The sequence below is a fragment of the Kitasatospora sp. NPDC127060 genome, from assembly GCF_042724935.1.
Lineage (GTDB): Bacteria > Actinomycetota > Actinomycetes > Streptomycetales > Streptomycetaceae > Kitasatospora.
Genome location: NZ_JBHXEG010000076.1, coordinates 1 through 17,536, shown reverse-complemented (window position 1 = coordinate 17,536; position 17,536 = coordinate 1). Strand labels below are relative to the sequence as shown.

At 70.4% G+C, this 17,536-nt stretch carries 19 protein-coding genes and 2 pseudogenes; 8 read left to right on the top strand and 13 right to left on the bottom strand.

Annotated elements, in window-relative coordinates; all coding sequences use genetic code 11:
• Nucleotides 1–15: 15 nt before the first annotated feature.
• The 7 genes from ACFWIS_RS31725 to ACFWIS_RS31695 form a co-directional block, all read right to left on the bottom strand.
• Nucleotides 16–1,797, bottom strand: coding sequence for a putative T7SS-secreted protein (locus tag ACFWIS_RS31725; RefSeq protein ID WP_380524103.1), 1,782 nt, complete (start codon nt 1,795–1,797; stop codon nt 16–18).
• A 1-nt stretch (nt 1,798) separates the two neighbouring features.
• Nucleotides 1,799–2,305, bottom strand: coding sequence for a hypothetical protein (locus ACFWIS_RS31720; RefSeq protein ID WP_380524101.1), 507 nt, complete (start codon nt 2,303–2,305; stop codon nt 1,799–1,801).
• Between the two features lie 19 nt (nt 2,306–2,324).
• On the bottom strand, nt 2,325–2,735 hold the full coding sequence (locus ACFWIS_RS31715) for an SseB family protein (protein WP_380524099.1): 411 nt from the start codon (nt 2,733–2,735) through the stop codon (nt 2,325–2,327).
• A 153-nt stretch (nt 2,736–2,888) separates the two neighbouring features.
• Nucleotides 2,889–3,134 carry a hypothetical protein gene (locus tag ACFWIS_RS31710; RefSeq protein WP_380524097.1) on the bottom strand — a complete coding sequence of 82 codons (246 nt, stop codon included), beginning with the start codon at nt 3,132–3,134 and terminating at the stop codon, nt 2,889–2,891.
• 195 nt (nt 3,135–3,329) lie between these two features.
• A complete protein-coding gene (locus tag ACFWIS_RS31705; protein WP_380524095.1) occupies nt 3,330–4,499 on the bottom strand; it encodes a methyltransferase domain-containing protein in 1,170 nt (389 codons plus the stop codon).
• A gap of 137 nt (nt 4,500–4,636) precedes the next feature.
• A complete protein-coding gene (locus ACFWIS_RS31700; protein ID WP_380524093.1) occupies nt 4,637–4,927 on the bottom strand; it encodes a hypothetical protein in 291 nt (96 codons plus the stop codon).
• Between the two features lie 36 nt (nt 4,928–4,963).
• Entirely contained in the window at nt 4,964–5,287 is a 324-nt protein-coding gene (locus ACFWIS_RS31695) for a hypothetical protein (RefSeq protein ID WP_380524091.1), read from the bottom strand.
• A gap of 318 nt (nt 5,288–5,605) precedes the next feature.
• On the opposite strand from ACFWIS_RS31695, the gene ACFWIS_RS31690 reads away from it, so the two are divergent.
• The 4 genes and pseudogenes from ACFWIS_RS31690 to ACFWIS_RS31675 all read left to right on the top strand — a co-directional run bounded on the left by ACFWIS_RS31690 (nt 5,606) and on the right by ACFWIS_RS31675 (nt 8,312).
• Entirely contained in the window at nt 5,606–6,001 is a 396-nt protein-coding gene (locus ACFWIS_RS31690; protein WP_380524089.1) for a hypothetical protein, read from the top strand.
• A gap of 150 nt (nt 6,002–6,151) precedes the next feature.
• Complete coding sequence (locus tag ACFWIS_RS31685; RefSeq protein ID WP_380524087.1) at nt 6,152–7,309, top strand: hypothetical protein; 1,158 nt, start codon at nt 6,152–6,154, stop codon at nt 7,307–7,309.
• A gap of 224 nt (nt 7,310–7,533) precedes the next feature.
• Nucleotides 7,534–7,845 (top strand): annotated as a pseudogene (locus ACFWIS_RS31680) (SNF2 helicase-associated domain-containing protein); the annotation flags it as partial.
• Nucleotides 7,846–7,886: 41 nt separating this feature from the next.
• A complete protein-coding gene (locus ACFWIS_RS31675) occupies nt 7,887–8,312 on the top strand; it encodes a hypothetical protein (RefSeq protein ID WP_380524149.1) in 426 nt (141 codons plus the stop codon).
• 85 nt (nt 8,313–8,397) lie between these two features.
• On the opposite strand, the gene ACFWIS_RS31670 is transcribed toward ACFWIS_RS31675, so the two are convergent.
• A complete protein-coding gene (locus ACFWIS_RS31670) occupies nt 8,398–9,915 on the bottom strand; it encodes a hypothetical protein (protein WP_380524086.1) in 1,518 nt (505 codons plus the stop codon).
• Nucleotides 9,916–10,213: 298 nt separating this feature from the next.
• On the opposite strand from ACFWIS_RS31670, the gene ACFWIS_RS31665 reads away from it, so the two are divergent.
• On the top strand, nt 10,214–11,110 hold the full coding sequence (locus ACFWIS_RS31665; protein ID WP_380524148.1) for a type II CAAX prenyl endopeptidase Rce1 family protein: 897 nt from the start codon (nt 10,214–10,216) through the stop codon (nt 11,108–11,110).
• 188 nt (nt 11,111–11,298) lie between these two features.
• Here the strand turns inward: ACFWIS_RS31665 and ACFWIS_RS31660 are convergent.
• Nucleotides 11,299–12,021: pseudogene (locus tag ACFWIS_RS31660) on the bottom strand (aminoglycoside phosphotransferase family protein); the annotation flags it as partial.
• Nucleotides 12,022–12,364: 343 nt separating this feature from the next.
• On the opposite strand from ACFWIS_RS31660, the gene ACFWIS_RS31655 reads away from it, so the two are divergent.
• Both ACFWIS_RS31655 and ACFWIS_RS31650 read left to right on the top strand, forming a co-directional pair.
• Nucleotides 12,365–13,420 (top strand): HesA/MoeB/ThiF family protein, encoded by a 1,056-nt coding sequence (locus tag ACFWIS_RS31655; protein ID WP_380524084.1) that lies wholly within the window; start codon nt 12,365–12,367, stop codon nt 13,418–13,420.
• Complete coding sequence (locus tag ACFWIS_RS31650; protein ID WP_380524082.1) at nt 13,417–14,682, top strand: PqqD family protein; 1,266 nt, start codon at nt 13,417–13,419, stop codon at nt 14,680–14,682. The genes ACFWIS_RS31655 and ACFWIS_RS31650 overlap by 4 nt, the downstream gene beginning before the upstream one ends.
• Before the next feature lie 57 nt (nt 14,683–14,739).
• Here ACFWIS_RS31650 and ACFWIS_RS31645 read toward each other — a convergent pair whose 3' ends face one another.
• Both ACFWIS_RS31645 and ACFWIS_RS31640 read right to left on the bottom strand, forming a co-directional pair.
• On the bottom strand, nt 14,740–16,056 hold the full coding sequence (locus ACFWIS_RS31645; protein WP_380524080.1) for a M14 family zinc carboxypeptidase: 1,317 nt from the start codon (nt 16,054–16,056) through the stop codon (nt 14,740–14,742).
• A 202-nt stretch (nt 16,057–16,258) separates the two neighbouring features.
• Nucleotides 16,259–16,495, bottom strand: a complete 237-nt coding sequence (locus ACFWIS_RS31640; protein ID WP_380524078.1) for a hypothetical protein — start codon at nt 16,493–16,495, stop codon at nt 16,259–16,261.
• 112 nt (nt 16,496–16,607) lie between these two features.
• Between ACFWIS_RS31640 and ACFWIS_RS31635 the strand changes: the two genes are divergently transcribed.
• Nucleotides 16,608–16,814, top strand: coding sequence for a hypothetical protein (locus tag ACFWIS_RS31635; protein WP_380524076.1), 207 nt, complete (start codon nt 16,608–16,610; stop codon nt 16,812–16,814).
• 38 nt (nt 16,815–16,852) lie between these two features.
• Here ACFWIS_RS31635 and ACFWIS_RS31630 read toward each other — a convergent pair whose 3' ends face one another.
• Nucleotides 16,853–17,242, bottom strand: a complete 390-nt coding sequence (locus tag ACFWIS_RS31630; RefSeq protein ID WP_380524074.1) for a hypothetical protein — start codon at nt 17,240–17,242, stop codon at nt 16,853–16,855.
• Between the two features lie 29 nt (nt 17,243–17,271).
• Nucleotides 17,272–17,424: a hypothetical protein gene (locus ACFWIS_RS31625; RefSeq protein WP_380524073.1), complete on the bottom strand. Its 153-nt coding sequence runs from the start codon at nt 17,422–17,424 to the stop codon at nt 17,272–17,274.
• Between the last annotated feature and the right edge of the window lie 112 nt (nt 17,425–17,536).

Genomic DNA, 17,536 nt, shown 5'->3' with positions numbered 1-17,536 from the left:
TGACGGGCGGTCGGGTCAGGGCCTGGCCGGCGCCACCGGGCCGGTTGGGTAGGGCGGTTTCACGCCGCCGCCGAAGACGGGCGGCGTGCCGGGCGGGGGGTGGTAGGCCGGGTTCTGGACCGGCGGGCCCCAGGTCTGGTTGATCGGGTCGAACTCGCGCCAGGACTTGATGTGTTCAAGGTTGATGCCGCCGGGGAAGGCGATCTCGCCCTCGTTCTTGTGAGGGTTGTCCTTGACGGTGGCGTTGACGTCGATGCCGCCGGGGGCGTCCACCTCGTACATGTACTTGCGGCGGAAGTCGGGCATCTGGGAGGGGTCCTTGGTGGCGCCGACGAACGCGCTCTCGTCCTGATGGATCACGTAGCCGCGCAGGTCGGTGTTGTGCGTGTTCCACGGGGTGAGACCCCCGCTGGCCTTGATCTCGGACGGCGGGCGGTCGTCCAGCCGGTACAGCGGCTCGTGGCTGCTGCGCCAGGTGACGTCGCCCAGGCCCGACACGTCCACGCCGGAAACGGCGGCGGTCTGCGCGGCGGACTTCTGCCCGGCTTCCTTCGCGGCCTGGGCAGCAGCCTCCTGGGCGGCCTTCTCTGCGGCTTCCTTCGCCGCCTTCTCGGCCGCCTCCTTCGCGGCCTGCTCGGCGGCCTGTTTGGCCATGACGGCGGCGGCCTCCTGGTCGGACATCGCCACCGCGCCGCGGCCACCGGTGGCGCCGAGGGCGCTGACACTGCCGAGCAGCTTGCCGCTGGCCTCGGCCGGGTCCGACCCCCAGCCGCTGCCGATCAACCCGTCGACCAGTTCGGAGGGGTGGTTCACCGCGCTGGCGAGCCCAGTAGCGAAGCCCGAGAGCCCGGTGGCGTACTCGGCCGGGTGCGTCACGTTGTAGATGTCGAGGGGGTTCAGGCTCCTGGCGAGCCGACTGAGGTCGGAGGCGCCCTTCACCACGCCGCCCCCGAAGTGGAGCAGTGTCGAGGGGATGATCTTCGTCTCGTCCAGGATCTCGGCCTTGAGGATCTGGGTGCGGCTGGGCAGCACGGGGGCGGCCTGCGCGAGCGCGGTGATGGCCGTCAGCGCGGTGATTGCGGCGGAGTCGCGCTGGGTGCGGGCCGCGTCGAGTTTGCCCTCTGCCTCCTTGAACTGGGCGACCGCCTCCGCTGGGGCGGTGAACGCCCCGGGCTTGGCCGGCGGGTCGCCCTGGCGCTGGTCAGCCGGCGTCGCATTGTAGGCCTTGGCCCGCAGGTCGTAGGTCATCGCGTCGTTCATGTAGGACTTGGCGGCGGCGTCTGTCTTCTTCTGTGCCTCCTTCCAGATCCTGACCGCGTCCTTGGCCTGGTCCTGGGCCCAGCTGACGGTGTGTCCGTAGGAGGCCAGGGCGCTGCCGGCTTTCGCACACGCGTCCGCGGCGGTCAGCCACAGCTTGGGCTGGGGGTCGAACTGGGCGCGGAAGTTGTCGGCGGCCTGGCCGCTCCAGTGGTCGGTGTCCAGGCGCGCCATGCCCTGGCCCGCCGTCTCGAAGGCGTCGTGCAGCTTCTGGAGGTGGTCGGCGGCCTCGCTCAGCTTCTTGGCGTCGCCGTGCAGCAGTTCCGCAGGGTCGTCGCTCTGCCCGAGCTGGCGTTCGGCAACTCTGAGGCCAGCGTCGTCGGCGGCGTCGTCGCCCCAGCCACTGACGGTCCGACCGGCGCTGCGCAGCCCGGCGTCGTCGAGTGCGGACCCGGCCAGGTGCGCGCCCTTCTGCATGCCCTTGGCCGCGACCTTCGTCCCGCTGTCGACGAGGGCCAGCGCGTCGTCGAGGAATCCCATCTCACTTCTCCCTGGCCGGGATCCGGCCGGTGGCCACGCCGGGCCCCTGGGTCAGGTCCTTGCCCAGGTCACCCCACTGCCGTTTGATGTCGGAACCGGCCTTGTCGAAGGACTTGCCGGAGTAGTCGGGGTGCAGGACGTCGGTGACGGGGTTGTCGCCCAGCACCTGCGACCAGGACTTGCCCTCGATCTGCTCGTCGCTCTGGTGCGGGTTGCCGAAGACGGTGGCGAACAAGTCCTTGCCCGTCCCGCTCACGTACTGCTCCTGATCGTGGTACCAGCCCGCCGCCAGGTCGAGCCGCGCGGCCATGTCGGTGCCCTTCGCGACAAGGGAGCGCACCCCCCATTCCCAGCGGTCGCAGAACTCCTTGAACTGGGTCGCCAGTTCGCTGGACCCGGCCTCCATCCCGCTCATCTCCAGCTGCCTGAAGCCGCGTCCGGTCTCCGCGTACTCGGCGACGCCCATTTTTTTCAGCTCGGCGATCACCCCGTTAAGGCCCGTCGCCACCTGCCGCAGCGCTTCCGGGTCAGCCTCGAATCCGTCCCCCACCGTCCGCACCCCCCATCGCCATCGGCCCGTCCAGGGCCACTTCGTCAGGCACGATCCCGCGTACGGGCGGCAGCAACAGCGGCTCCGCCCCGGCCACGTCCAGCGCGACACCCCCGGGAACGCCCAGGTCCGGCACCGCGACATCCAGCAACCTGCTCCCCAGCACTGCCATGAACGGGAGTCCGGCCAGCGGCACCCCCTTCGACCGTGCGAACGCGGCCAGCTCCGTCTCGGACGAGAACGTGAGGACCCACCGCAGCCCGCCCTCATCCGCAGTCCACACCGCCCTCTCGCCCCACAACGGCACGAGCACGGCAGTTAAGCGGAACTGCGCCAGCATCAGGGCCGCGTCCCCGGCCCCCGCGCGCAGCATCCGTACCTGGTGCACCAGACCCGAGTTCCGCACGGCACCCCCAACGAACCTAGTTGGTTGATTTAAATCAATCCACCCAGAGCAAGCAAGCCATGACTAGGGCATCTGGCTTCTCTGGGGCGATTGAAATCAATCACTACCGTTCGAACCATACATGAGGGCCCGCCGCTACGAGGGCCGACGGCTGCCCCGCAGGACGGGCCGGCCAGCGCCGGTCTGGACCCGGTCGCCGGGGTCGGCCCCGACCATGTCCGCGTGCCAGGTAGCCGGGCCGACGCCGGCTTGGTAGATGGCCTGCTGGAGGTCGGCCAGTGCCTGGCCACGGGGGCCTTTGGGCTGGGCGGCGGCCGCACCGCACGCGACGGCCAGCACCGAGAGGGTGGCCAGGAGCCGGCCGGTGAGTGCGACGTCCACAGGGGCGCCTTTCGTTCGTGCTGCCAGGCGAGGGAGAGGCCGAACTCTTCGATGACCGGCGAGATCGGGGTGTGTACAGCAGGGTGTCGTAGCAGTAGGGCCGCTCGTTGGCCACTAGCCGAGCGCGCACCCTGACTGCCGACGCCGCGGGCCGGGACGGCACGAACCCGTCCCGGCCCGTACGACCCATGCCGGTCAGGACCGGGCCGGTGCCGGCTGCTGCGTGATCGGCCAGCGCGATCCGTCCGGACTGCCCTGCCACGCCCACTGGGAGGTCGGGGTGACGGTGATGCCGTAGTCGTACCGGTCCGGCCGACCGAGCTCTTCCCACTGCGCCCAGGCGATCATGACGTCGTCGCCGATGCGGCGCGGCCCGCCCTGGTACAGCACCACCGTGCCGTCACCGCGGGCGGTGAACGCCGCCCAGGACCGGTTGCCGTCGTGGGCCCAGGCATTGACGCCGTCGTCGTCCCGGCCGGTGAGCAGCACCGCGTCCGGCACGGCCACGCGCAGCGCGAAGCGCAGGTCCCAGTCGCTCTCCAGCGGGCTCAGATCTCGTTGCAGCACCCGCTCGGTGTCCGGTTCGGCGGTGCCGCGCACCGCGGTGTATGCGGTGTGGCCGGTGGGTGCCGGGGTGGGGCCGGTGCGGTCGGCCATGAACTGCGCGAGGCCCTGCACCCAGCCGGTCGCGGACTTGCCGTCGTCGGCGACGGTCAGGGCCACGTGCCCGAGCAAGCCCCAGGGGTAGACGATCCGTCCGCCCGGGCGCACCGCTTCCACCCAGGCCCAGGGGACGGCCTCCAGCGCGTAGGTGGCATGGATCCGGTCGACCTGCCCGCCGCCGGGCACCTCGGCGCCGGTCGCGTTGCCGGTCACCACCTCGACGTCGAGACCGGCGGCAGCGAGACGCTGGCGGGCGAAGGCGGCCAGGTGTTCGTCCACCTCGGTGGAGACCACCAGGCCGGGGCCGGACCGCCATGCGGCCAGCGCCGCGGTCCAGCCCTGCCCGGTGCCGATGTCCCAGACCCGGTGGCCGGGCTCCAGGCGCAGGCTGTCCAGCATGTCGGCCACGACGGCCGGCGCGGACAGCGACGAGGACGGCAGACCGCCGTCAACCTGGGTGACGGCCGCATCGTGGATGCCGTCGAACAGCTCGTCCGCCCAACCCCGTTCATCCGCACCGCGGTCGAGCGGCACGTAGGCCCGGCCGTCCCACCGCCACAGCCGCTCGGGCGCGAACGCGTCGCGCGGCACCGCCGCCATGGCCTCGCGCACCCACGGGGAACCGGCCGGCCACGCCCCTCCCTCCTCCATCGCCGCGTCCAGAGCCGCCCGGCGCCCCGCCGGATCCACGCCTTCCGTCATCGCGCTCTACGCCCGTCGCGTGCCGGTGCCCGGCGGCGGGGGCGGGACCTGCCCGTCCTTGTTACCGGGCGGAGGCGTTCCCGTGCCCGGGTCCGGTGCCGGCTTCTCGTGCTTGCCCATGAGGTCATCCCCTTCGGTCAACGGGACACGGTCAGCCGCTCATCCTTGCCCACCCCGGCACCGGACGGTAGAGGGCGTGCGGGAGCGACCAAGGGGCGCACAGCGGAGCCCCCGCCCGGAACGTGGGCGCCGCCCGGTAGCGTCGGCCCGGTGACGGACCAGAAGCGGAAAACCAGGTGACGGAACCTACTCCGGCAGCGCTGCGCGCCCTCCGGGCCCGCGCCGACGAAGTGGCCGCGGGCCTCCTCCAGTGCCCGGTCGATGTGGCGGTTCTCCCACCAGGTCAGCAGGGCGGCCATGACGGCCATGAGCGCTCCGCCCGCGAGCACGATCAGCCCGAAGCTCTAGGCCTGGCCGAGCAGGTCGCGGAACAGTGCTTCGAGGTGCCCAGCCCCGGAGGGGGCGTCTGCGTCTATGGGCTCGCCGAGCAACTGCTTGAGGAGGAAGGCCCCGAGAGCGGCGATCCCCCCGCCGGCCGCTGCCGCCGCAGACCTCCTCAGAATCTGGGCGGCGCCGCTGTAGGACACCACGAGACCATCGGCCGCACCCTCCGGGGCGAGCAGGTCGGGGTGCCGGGAGGCCAGTTCGGCGACGGCGTCTTGGATCGGGGTCGGCAGGGCGGGGTCGAAGACCGGCGCCGCGGGCTGGGGCTTGTTCAGATGGGCCATCGCTCGTCTCTCTCCCGCCGCAGCGGCCCCGCCGCTGCATCATGCCCGCCGGCCTACCGGTGGATGCGGAGGCCGGTCGAGGGCTGCTGCTCGGCCCTCGACCGGCCTCCGGGGCATGGTAGCGCCGTAAGACGACGGCGATCAGGGCTTTCCGCAGGCGGGACCGTCTACAGGCGCCCTGGTTCGCGGACGGCCGGCTACCGGTGTTCGGTCCCGGCTGTCGCGGTGTTGCTCCCCGATCGGCCTACAGGTCCGTGACCAGCCGACCAGCCGTGCCGTTGGGCGAGCGCGACATGGACCGACAACGAGGGGTGAACCGTGCGTAAGAGGGCTTGGGCGCTGGCAGCCGCGGTGATGCTCGCCGCTGTACCTAGCGCGGCGCTGGCGCAGCACCGTAGCTCGCAGTCCATCGGGTTGGACGCGAGCGCGGGCGACGGATCGGTGTGGGGTAATGCCCGGCTGACGGCCACCCGGGAGAACAACGGCTACCGCTTGAAGGGGTGGGTCGAATCCGGTGCCGGGTGCGTGGAGCTGAAGGCTGTGAACATGCACCTCGGCTCCTACTTGGGCGGGGACCGGATCGTGAAGACCTGTGAGACGAACGTCCAGGTCCCGGTGGACGCCTGGACTCATCACACGGACGTCGTTTTGACAGCGATCGTTCCCCACGGCCAGGACTGGGACTCACACATCGTCACGCTGACCGGCCACTGACGCGCACCGCCCGTGAGGCAGGGCAGCGTTTTCCCAATTTCCCTCGACGGACGGGTCCCGGTGGCCGGACACTGAGCCATATTCTCCCCGCCCGCCGGACTGCCGGCCATCGCCTCCACCTCGCTGACCTCCGGCCTGACCTGCCCCACCGTGGTTACCGTCGTGGACGCCTGCGCGCTGGCGCAGGTGGCCTGCGGGGCGCTGCGCGACGGTGAACAGGTCGATCTGATCAGCGCCCTGGCGGGCACCGGCCGCTCCAACCCGTACGGTGCCGCGCACATCGTGGAGGAGCTCCAGCAGCACCTTCCGCGGATCGCCGCGAAGACCGGCGTGCCGCTCGACCGGGCGCAGGAGATGCTGTGGAAGCCGATGCTGCCAGGTGTGCCGATCGTCGACCTGGCTATCGGCGACCACCTCTCCCCCGCGTCCAGGCTGCTGCTGCGCGACGACCCGAAGCTTCCGGCGATCGCCCGCGGTGACGCCGACGACGCCCCGACCGCAGCCCTGGCCCAGTTCCCCGCCCCAGCAGTCATCCTCACCCAGGACTCCGTCTTCACCCGCTTCGGCCTGGCCGTCCCGGTGGAACAGTGGGTCGGGATGGCCCACGGGCTGCTACGCGCGGCTGGCTATGAGGCGAACCTGTCTACCTCCGTCGTCGTAGCCGAGATCGCCGCCCGCCTCGCCTGGCAGGTCGTGGCCTGGGCCGGGCGCACCGCCGCACGCAACCCGGTCCTTGCCGGCGCCGTGGTGGCTCTGGCAGTGCTGGTCTGCCGCCACCAGGGCCTGCTCGACGCTGCCCGGTGGCGGGCCAGCGCGGTCTCCCTCAACGAGATCGCCGCGCCGCTGCTGGAGAAGTTCGCCGCCGCCAGTGAAGACCTGGTCGATGCCGGTGGGCGCGGCTGTACCGGTACTGAGCCGGGCCCGGCTGCGGGGAACCGGGGACGAGGCCTGCCTGTTCTGGGGCGCGGCCTCGCTGCTCGCGCTGCGCCTGATCTCCCGGGGACGGATCGACGTGGCAGTGACCGAGTCGGGCTACGACACCTGGCGGTGCACGCCGCAGACGGACGGACCAGGAGCGGGCGGAGTGCGCCGCGCTCGCGCGGGCGATGCCGCCGACGGCGCACGCCGTTCCCTTCCAGGAGAGCTACAGCGGGCGCCCGCTGCTGCCCGAACCGCTCTTCCTGCTCCAGGCCTACATGGACGCGGTGGCGGACGCCTTCGCCCGGACGCCGAGGGCCCCGAGCGTGCAGGGACGCCGGTCTTCACCGCGCCGCCGGCCCAGCACGTGCCGCAGCTCGCCCTGCATAGCCTCCCCGCACCGGTGCCGCTCGCGAGGATCTCCCTTCTCGTCGCGATCGACGACGACGGGCCCTCCGGTGTCCGCGCGTTCCTCCAAGTCCGGCGCACCGGAGTCGAGGAGGCGCTGCTGACCGCTACCCAGGTGTCGGGCGACGACGGCGATCCAGCACTCGGTCCCGTGCGCCTTCACGCCCGCGTCGCACTGCACGCCGCGGCACAGGCGTGGCCCTCCGATGCAGGAGTTCGTGGACCGGCCGGGACTCGCGGCCCTGGACCTGCCCCCCGAGCAGGTCGACGACCTGCTCGGCCAGAGCGCGACCGACCTCACGGCGGCCGGCTGCGACGTGCTGCTCCCGCGCGATGTGGTCCGGGCGCTGACGGTGCGCGCCCAGATCTCCGCCAGGAGCCCCGACTCAGCTCTGGCGGGCGCGCTGCTCGGTCAGGACCAGCTGCTGGGGTTCCGATGGCGGGTGGCCCTGGGAGGCAAGGAGCTCACGGCTGCGGAGATGAGCCGGCTCGTCGAGGCCAGGCGGCCGTTCGTCCGGCTTCGCGACCGGCCCGGGTACCGGACACCGACCCGCTCGCGTTGCTGCTCCTGCGCGGGCGCGCCGCCGGGGACCTCCTGGCCGGCGTCGCCGATCCCGATCACCACAGCCTCACCCGCAGCTTCCGGCCCGGCGCCCCCGTCACGCTGCCCCAGGTGTCCGCGGACGATGCCTACGCCCGCCGCCGCCCCTCCGCCCGGCCGCCCCTGCCGTCCGGGCCGGCGCCCGGGCCGGCAGGGGCCGCGAAGGTCTCCCTCACCGGGATGCCGCGCGTCGATATGGACGCCTTGACCCTGCTGGCGCTGCGCACGGCCAAGCGGGCCGGCGCGATGCTCGACGGCCTTCTCGCCGCGGCCGAACCCGCACACCGGGCCGCCATCGGCCGTCCCCGGTCCGATGAGGCCGCTGACCCGGCGACGCAGCAGGCCCTGCGTCGGCTCACCACGCAACAGACCCTCCGGGGCTGACCCCGCGATGATCGGCGCGATGACGGGGCGGCACCGTTGGCCGAGGGCATCTCCCGTCGTCGGCCTTCGGCCGGCGGCGGGGATTCTAGAGCGCGTCCGCGTCTGCCTGCGCCGGGACGGGCTCGTCCGGGTAGCCCTCGCGGAGAATCCGGTCGACCTCGTCGGCCAGGGCGCCCGGGTCCTGCAAGGACGCCTGGGTCTCCTGCGGGTCCCACGGGTACGTCCCGTCCCCGGCGCAGCCCGTGTACGACGTGTTGGCGGAGGTCGCACTCGGCAACAGCCAGAGGCTGTCGCCTGCCCGGCGCTCGGCGGTCCAGGCGGAGGCCGCCTCGGACAGGATGATCTGGACGCCGGTGGCCCCTTCGGCGCCGATGGTCCAGCCCTTGGCCCGCAGCCGCGAGGCGACCAGGGCGTAGTTGCCCCCGGAATTGAAGTGCGGGCCCTCGGTGACGGTCGGGTACTGCGGCTTCCAGGGGCCTCCGCGCTGCTGCACGAGGGCCCGCTCGTTGTCCGACAGGCCGTACCACCGGCGTCGGGCTTCCTGTCGTCCGACGTCGGTGAGCCTCAGGTGCGCCCGGGCGTCGTAGGCCTTGCCGTTGACGAGGCCTTCGATCATCGGTGTCCCCGCCTCGTCGACCAGGTCGAACCAGTAGTAGCCGGCCTCCTGACGGACCAGCTGCCAGCCGTCGGGCCACGTCGCCGGCACCAATCCCCACACATCCGCGGCAGCGCCCTCTTGAACGTCAACGCCTAGGAGGCGGAGGGTCTCCGTGGTCTCTCCCTGCCCAGTGATCCTCTTCGGGAGCAGGTTCGCATCCATGAACTGCTGGAACACCTGCTCCTGCATTTCTTCTACACCGGACACCGTGTCACCTTCGGAGTCGTAGACGGCGGCCATCGGGGCGAGTGCCACCGAATTCATGTTCTCCTGCCACCAGATCCGGTTGTTCCGGACGGTGAATACGCCGCTGGCCGCCAGGAGCGACCACGGAACAATGGCCCAACTCGCAATGAGTCCGGCCATAAGCAGCAGAAATCCGAGGATGCCGGCGGCGATTCGCACGGGGAATGGCAGATGCCCGCCCGCCACCGAGAAGAGACCGAGGCCTCCGGCGCTGACCGCGTCGGCCGCCAGGGCTGCCACCAGAGCCGTGGCTGCTGTCCCCAGCATCGACTCGGTGTCGAACAGCGGTCGGCGCAGTTCCAGTGCGGTCCAGTGGCCCCAGCGGCAACGGCGGCACGCGCAGCGGCGGCGGCCGCCTTGGTGAGGGTCGTCGGTGCCGAAGACGGCGGCCACGGACAGGGAAGCCGCGAACGCGGTCAGAACAACAGCGCAGAATCCGGGGAGAATCGGATAAAGATCGGCCGCCTTCAGTACGATTTCGAAAGCACCCTTTGCCATCGGTGATTCGGCATGCCAATCAGAGAGGGCGAACGCGGCAGTGCCGCTGAGAGCCACCAACAATAAAACGCCGATTCCGGCAACGAGAGACTGCGTGACCGATATCGGCGCAAAGAGGTCCCGGCGCCAGTCGAACGAGATCCAGCGATTCCGCTCATCCGTGGCCACAGTGCTCCCTTGGTTGTCGGCTGTGCCCAGCATGACAGGCTTCTCACTGCGGATTCAACGCGACCGCGGCCGCCCGACGGGCAGTCTGCGACTGAACGACACTCTCGGCGGTGCCGGGTACGGGATGCGGTGGTCCGCCAAGTGCGGGACCTGTACGACGTCGGTCTCGATTGGGTGGCGCCTACGGGTCCGGCTGTTCGGGCGGGTACTCGACAACTCTCGCCCTGGCGGTCGCACCGCCGCTGGTAAGCTGCCTGGTATCGCCGCTTGCTGCCTGAATTCCCGTCACCGGGCATCCGACCACGGGGACGGCGGGACGGAGGGGGTGGGCGTGCCGTTCGTTCAGAAGCTGCTGGGGGTACTGCCCGACCGCGAGCCGTTGCCGCGCCCTCGCGCGGGGCAGAACGGACGCGCGATTGCCTGGTCCTTCGCCGCCCCCTTCACCTTCATGTACATGGCGATCACCATCGGGGCCGCCTTGCCAGGAGCACAGGCCGCCGCCTCCGGCGCCGCGCAGCGCCAGGGCCCATCGACCGCCGACACCATGCTCTGCGCGTCCGCACTGTGGCTGGGGCTGTCCCTACCTGCATGGCTGATGGTGGGCATCGCGGAACGGGCGCCAGCGGTCGGCCTGGGCCGCATGTCGGCCCGGCGGCTGCTGTCGGCGTCCTGCGCGGTGTTTTGCCTGGCGGAGGCCCCGATGTTCTTCGTGCAGGTGTTGTTCGAGCTCGTCCGCACCCACTCTCGCGCCCTGGCCTCGTACTCCGGCGGCAGCGGGGAAAGCACGCTCCTGGGCGACGTGGTCTCCTCCATGGCGGCCGGAATCAGTGAGGAGATCGTTGTCCTGGTCCTGCCCCTCCTGGCCGCGTGGCGGATCGGCAGAACACTCACCAACGTCCGGCTGCGTCGCTTCGGCCTGGCCGTTCTCGTTGTGGTCCTGACCGCGGCGCGGCTGTCCTATCACCTGGAGTACGGACTGGCCGCTGCCCCCCTCGTGCCGTGGGCGGTCGTCAGCGTGCTGCTGTACCTCCGCTCGCGCGCGGTGCTGCCCCTCATGGTCGCCCACGCGGGCTTCGACATAGTTCTGGCCGTGGTCAACCGGGTCGCTGCCCGAAGTGGTTTCGCCGCGTCGGTGACGGTGTTCGCGGTGGTGACCGCGGTCGCGCTCACCACCGCGCTGGGACTTTCCGGAGTCCCAAGCACGCGCCAGCAGCCCTCAGGTATTTGACTCCGGGAGGCGGCCATGCCAGCACGGAGTGCCGCGTGGCCCTCGTGCGAGAAGACGTCCTGGCCGGCGGCGGCCGCAGAGACGGCGATGGCGGCGGCGTCCCCGACCCCGCACCACCGCATGAGGCGCTGCTCGTCATCGGTCGGCCGTCGGCCGTACCCGGTGTAGAAGGCGGCAGCGAGGTCGGGGCGGGTGCGCAGGGTGCGCTGGGTGATTCGGAGGAAGTCCCGGCCGGCGGCTTCGTAGCGGCTGGTCTCGAAGGCGATCACGGCGATCCGCACCCGGCCACGTTCGTCGGCGAGGAGGTTGCGGGCGGTGAGATCCAGATGGGAACGCTGGGACCTCTGCGCAGGCAGGGTCTCCAGATGCTCGATTGCGGTCAGGGCGAAGTCGAGTTCGGCGCTGGTGAGGGGGTGGGTCGGGCCGGTGAGCTGGGCGCGCAGGTAGGCGGCGCGTTGGCGGCCGAAGTCCGTGATCGTCTGCGGCGGGCCGGCTTCGTGGAGGCGGCGCAGGAGTTGGCCGGTCTGCCGGTAGGCGTCCTGTTCCTGGGCGGTGGTGAGGGTGGCGAGGTCGAGGCGGGTGCCGAGCAGTGCGGTCATGAGCAGCACGCGGGCGTCTTCGTCGGCGTCGACAAGCTGCGGTGCCGATGCGCCGAGGACGGGAGTCCAGGTGCGCAGGGCGTGCAGCTCGCGGGTGAAGCAGTCCGGGTGGCTGTTCGCTTTGAGGACGAGGTGCTGGCCTGTGGGGCGGCGCAGGAGGCGGACCCGGTGCGGTGGCGGTGAGCAGGACGCTGCCGCCGGCCGGGCCGGGGGTGGTGGTGGGGGCGGCCGAGGGCGGTGGCGGCAAGACGGCCCATGTTGGCGGCGCGTGAACCCGCGTTCGGCCGTCGCCGCGAGAAGAGAACAAGCCAACTCAAGTGCGCACGCGATATTCGCTTGCCTATTCTCGGGGTGCTTGTTGTGATGGCTGGAATCCGTTCTACGGATGTTGAGTCCGGCTACCAACTTGGCAGGGGGTGATCGAGATGGCGAAGGGCAAGGCTCCGAAGCAGGCTCCGGCGAAGAAGATTCAGATCCGGAAGCTCGACAAGGTTGAGACGACCGCCGTGACCGCGAGCGGCGGCTGACGGTCGGAGGCGTCTGTCCCGGAGTCTCGGGGCAGACGCCTCTCTTGCTTGTGCAACTTTTCAGCCGTCAAGGAGTTGTCGTGCGGCGACCGCGTGTGAAGCCGGAGCATGCGCCATATCGGACTGAAATGGGGCATGTTCGAATCGGTGGGGGCGTTTACGGCATCGCTGCCGAGATTGAGGACGCTGATGGCTGGATCTGGCAGCTGGTCAATGTGCTGGACGGGAGCCGCAGCCCGGACCAAGTCACCGCCGAGGTATGCGACCGCTGTCCTGAGGTCACGCGCGGCGAGGTCGAGTCGGCGCTGGAGCAGTTGATCGAGGGCGGCTACCTCGTGGACGCCGCAGCGCCTCCTCCCGCCGAACTGAGCCCGCGCGAGCTGGAACGCTACGCCCGGAGCATGCAGTACTACCGGTGGACGGACCTGACTCCGCGCCGCAGCGAATGGGACGTCCAGAGCATCCTCAAGCACGCCCGGGTAGCAGTCGTCGGCGTAGGCGGAGCTGGCGGAGCAGCCGCCCTTTCGCTGGCCGCCTCGGGCGTGGGGCATATCCACTGCGTGGACGCTGACACGGTCGAGCTGTCCAACCTCAACCGGCAGACCCTTTACACCGAGGACGACATCGGCAAGCCCAAGGCGGACGCCGCAGCAGCACGTCTGCGCCGCCTGAACTCGGACATCACCGTGACGAGCCGGCGCCTGCGGATCGAGGACGAGCGGGACTTCGGCCCTGTCCTGGTAAACACCGATCTTCTGGTCTTGGGCGCTGACCGCCCGCCGGCGATCCGGATCTGGGCGAACCGCGCCTGCCTGGCCGCTGGCACTGCCTGGGTGGACGGCGGGTACCACGGCGCCCACATCACGGTGGGCGGGTACACCCCCGGCAACGGCCCCTGCTGGGAGTGTCTCCGGGCGGGAGACAACGCCGAGGAGCGCCTTCCTGTCGCGAGCATGGACGACCTCGTGAAGGCGCTGCCCAAGGCGCCGGGCCATCCGGTCACCGCCGTCACGGCGGGCCTGTCCGGCCAGCTCATGGCCCACTGGGCGATCGCGCTGCTCACCGGAGCGGCTCCCGTCACCCCCGGAACCGTGTACGGCGTGAATCTGATGGTGCCGGGTGACCCGGTGAGCGTGCACCATCCCCGTCGGCCCGGCTGCCCCGCGTGTGGTGCCACCGGATGAGCAGCGCCCAGGCCCCGGTGGCTGCGACCGGCCGCTCGGTTGTCACCCTGCACCGTCTCGCCAGCCGGGCGGACCGAGACGACACCGTCGTCGTCGGCCGCATCGACACCGGCAGCTTCGTCGCGATTCCCGATGTAGGAGCCCGCATCATCTCCCTCCTGGCGGGCGGAGCCACGGTCGGCGCGGTCGCGGCCCAGGTGTCCTCCGAGACCGGTGATGACTTCGAGGTTCCTGATATCGCCGAGTTCGTCGAGGATCTGGTCGGTCTCGGGTTTGTGGCCTCGATCGACGGCGTGGAGCTGCCGGGGCCGCCCGTACCGCGGTCGAGCCTGGAGCGGCTCAAACCCTCGCATGTCAGGTGGCTCGTATCCCCGAAGGTGCACTGCCTGTTCGCCCTCATCATCGGATCCGCGGTGGTCGCCGCCGTCGTGAGGCACACACCGCCTCCGAGCTATCGCGACCTGCTCTGGACCACGACGGGAAGCCTCGTTCTCGTCACCCAGCTCGTCACCGGATGGACGCTGATCTTCATCCATGAACTGGCTCACCTCGCCACAGCCCGAGCCGCAGGCGTGCCCGGACGGATCGAGCTCAGTACCCGGCTTCACTTCCTCGTCGCGCAAACGGACGTCACGGGCATCTGGGCAGCCACACGACGCCAGCGCCTCATCGTGTACTCCGCCGGGATGGCGTCCGATGCGACGATCGGCGCCGTAGCGTTCCTCACGTCGCTCTCGGTCGCACCCGGCGGGGCCGCCTACTGGGCGGCGAAAGTCATCGCCGCCACGGTCACGATGGCCGTCCCGCTTCAGTTCCTCATCTTCATGAGGACCGACGTCTACTTCATCCTCCAGGAGCTAACGGGCTGCAGAAACCTGTACACGGACGGGACCGCGTACGTCTGGTACCAGGTGCGACGGGCCTTCAGGAAGCGCTCGGCCCGTCGCCGCGAGGCTGACCCCACACGTGACCTGCCTCCGGCTGAGCAGCACACCGTGCGCTGGTATGCGCTCCTCTTGGTGGCGGGAACGCTGGTGTTCCTCGCGGTTGCGCTGAACACCACGCTCCCCTTCGAACTTCACCTCCTAGCCGGCGGAGTAGGGGCGCTGTTCTCGGGACGATGGCCCCGCATCGTGGACGGCGTCACGGTCCTGGCCGTCCTGTGTGCGATCCACGCGTTCTGGTGCGTCGCGTGGTGGCGCCGGCACGGCCCGAAGATCCGGCGCATGCGGGCGGCACGCGGGAGCGTGCTCGACACCTGACGCCCTCCACCGGTGTGCGCGGTCATCACAGCGCACGGACCGGACGCGGAACCCGGACTACCTGCCTACGACGAGACTGACCCCCGCGAGCGTCGCGTCGGCTTGCACTGCCACCAGGCGTTCCAATTCGATCGGTGTGGGCCGCAGAAGCTGCGCGCAGCGTCGTGCCCGCTCGGCCAGCAGTTCGTCCAGCTGCCCGCGGACGGCCAGGACGGAGGGACTGGACGGGGCGTTATTCGCGGCGCGCAGTGCCATTCCGGCTGCCCGCAGGGTCATCATGACGCGCATGTAGTGCGCCTCGGCCAGCTCGGCGCCCGGTGCCGGCGCGGGATGGGTGGCGCGCTGCCGCCAGGAACGGGCGACAGTGGTACTGACCGCGAGGGTGTCGTTCGCAGCCCGGGTGAACACTCCGTCGGGGAGGCTGGCCTGCTCCATCAGCCGTCGGACCTCAGAGGCTTCCCGGGTCAGCGCGTGTGCCAAGTTGGCGAGCTCGGTGGGCGGCGCGTCGTCGAATCGGGTTCCGGTGTGCCAGCGCGGGACCTCCGGCAGCAGCGTCACAGTGCCGTGCCGTGCGGCGTAATGGGCAAGGTGCGCGCCGTATGACGGTGCCTGCGTGTGGTCGCGGATCACCAGTTCCTCGACCGGTGGCATCCGGAAGACTCCGCGGCCGAGTTCCGGCCAGCCGACGACATCCGCGGGCGCGGCTTCGGCGACCGGCAGGCCGTGCCGGGCCGAGGCCGCGGCCAGCTGCTCGGCCAGGCCCGGCACGTCTTCGCTCAGGACGAAGAACGGGGCCCCGAATTCGGAGTTGTGCAGCGACACGGCAACGGCCGGACGAAGCACGTCGACCAGGTCCGCCAGCGCCTGGTTCTCGGACAACCCGAAGCGGTGGAGCCGATCACCCCACCGAACGGGAAACGTCCACTCGGGCTGCTCCGCCATGGCCGGGCGGTAAAAGTGGCGGTGCTGTGCGAGGAGGTCGAGCGGCAGGCTCGTCCAGCCGGCGTTCATGGCGGCGGCGTCCGGGTCCACACACGGAAGGAAGTGCCAGGCCAAACCGTCCCGCAGGTCCGGGTGCGCTGCTACCAGATCGGCCAGGACGCCGATGGTGGCATAGCCGACCGGCTCGTTCGGGTGCGGGCCGCCGACCACCAGCACGGCTCGCGGTCCGGACCCGATGGAGAGCACCTCCAACGCGCGTCCCTCCCTAGAGGTCCCGATCCGCCGCATCCGGGCCAGACCTGCTCGGGACTCACCGATGCTGCGCAGCCTCAAGGCGAGCTCCTCCACCGAGGGCACCAGAGTGCCGACCGGTGTGGGGCAGCCCGAGCCGCGCAGCGGGTCATCGAGAATGGACGTGGCAGCAAACACCACGGTGTGCCTCCCTTCGCATGCCCGCAACCGTCTCATGTGATCGCGGCATGCGGGTCCAGAATCTCGGAACAGCCCACCCGTGAAGGGGCCACAGTGCTTCGCTTGTCAGCGGCCCAGATCCTGCCCGCGTACGGCCAGCGCCTCCCCACCGGCGACGCAGGTGCAGATTGGGACGGTGGGGGTGTCGGTGCCGGTCATGCGGTCACCGCAGGGACGGAGAGGGAGAGGGTGTTGGCAAGGTGGGTGAACTCGCGGACTTCGGGCTCGGGTTTCCAAGGGGCGAGGGCCGGGTCCGCTCCGCGTTGTAGCGGGTGACGACCTGCGGCAGGAAGTCCGCGTAGTGCCTGAGCGCGGCGACGTCCGCCTCGGAGCGGACCACCGCGAGCTGGTCCAGCTCGGCGGCGGCGCCGAGCGCGGCCTCGGCCGTGGTCGACGCCATCGTTCGCCGCATGTGGGCGGTCAACCACGCGACCATGCCAGAGCCCAACTAACGATGGCGGGGCAAGGAGCGACGCGCGCGGCAACGGCTCCGGCGGGCGCTCGTGCGCGGGATGAACTTCGAGGGCGCGATCGACAGCGCGCTGATGCGGTACGTGAAAGAGCTGGCCGGCTTCGACCTCATGGTGGAGTTCGCCTGCGGCCCGATGAACGCAGCCGACATGGAACCGACTCAGCTGAATCTCGCGGCCCCGGCCGCCGCATCGACGCAGGCCGAGCTGCGCGCGATCCTCGGCCGCACCGAGCCGGAACCGGCCTGATACCTGCCGACCCTGATTGTCGAGGTGGCAGCGGTCGGTCAGGCGTCTGAGTCGACTTCGGGGTGCGTGAACCTCACGGGCTTGCCCAGCGACCGGGCATAGGCGATTTCGGCTCGCGTGCTGTCTCCGATGTAGTCGCCGACTACGAGCACCTCATCAGCGAGCCGAATTTTCGCCCGGTGCAGATCGTCGAGTCGAACCTTCAGCGCCTCGGCCTCGACAGGATCGGACCAAAGTTCGTGCGGCGACTTCATGTCACAGCCCGGTTTGACGACAATCTTTCCGGCCTTGGTCTCCCGCAGATCGGCCTCGTTCATCTCGGTCATGAAGCGGGTGGAGCCGCAGATCACGACGATATGCGGGAGGCTCAACAGCTTCTTCGCGTTGGCGAGCTTCTCCCCAGGGGTGAGCAGTTGCGGGTATGACACTGGTTCCTCCTGTTGGTGTGGGGGTCTGACTAGGCGTACCGGAACCCCCGTGCGGGATCGCGTCCGGCGTCCGGGTCGAAGGGTGTGAACCAGTCGCTCAGGCCGAGGTTGACCATGCCGAGCATCTGGTTGACCGGGTTGTCGGGGTCGTCGATGCCGTCCATGGAGGCGTCGTACAGCATGAGGACGTCGTGGTCGAGTTTTCCGAACCGCCGCGAGTTCGCATCGCCTCTGAGCTGGGTGAATGCGTCGCGTTCATGTCCGGGACGCACTCACCTGGCAATCATGGCTGGG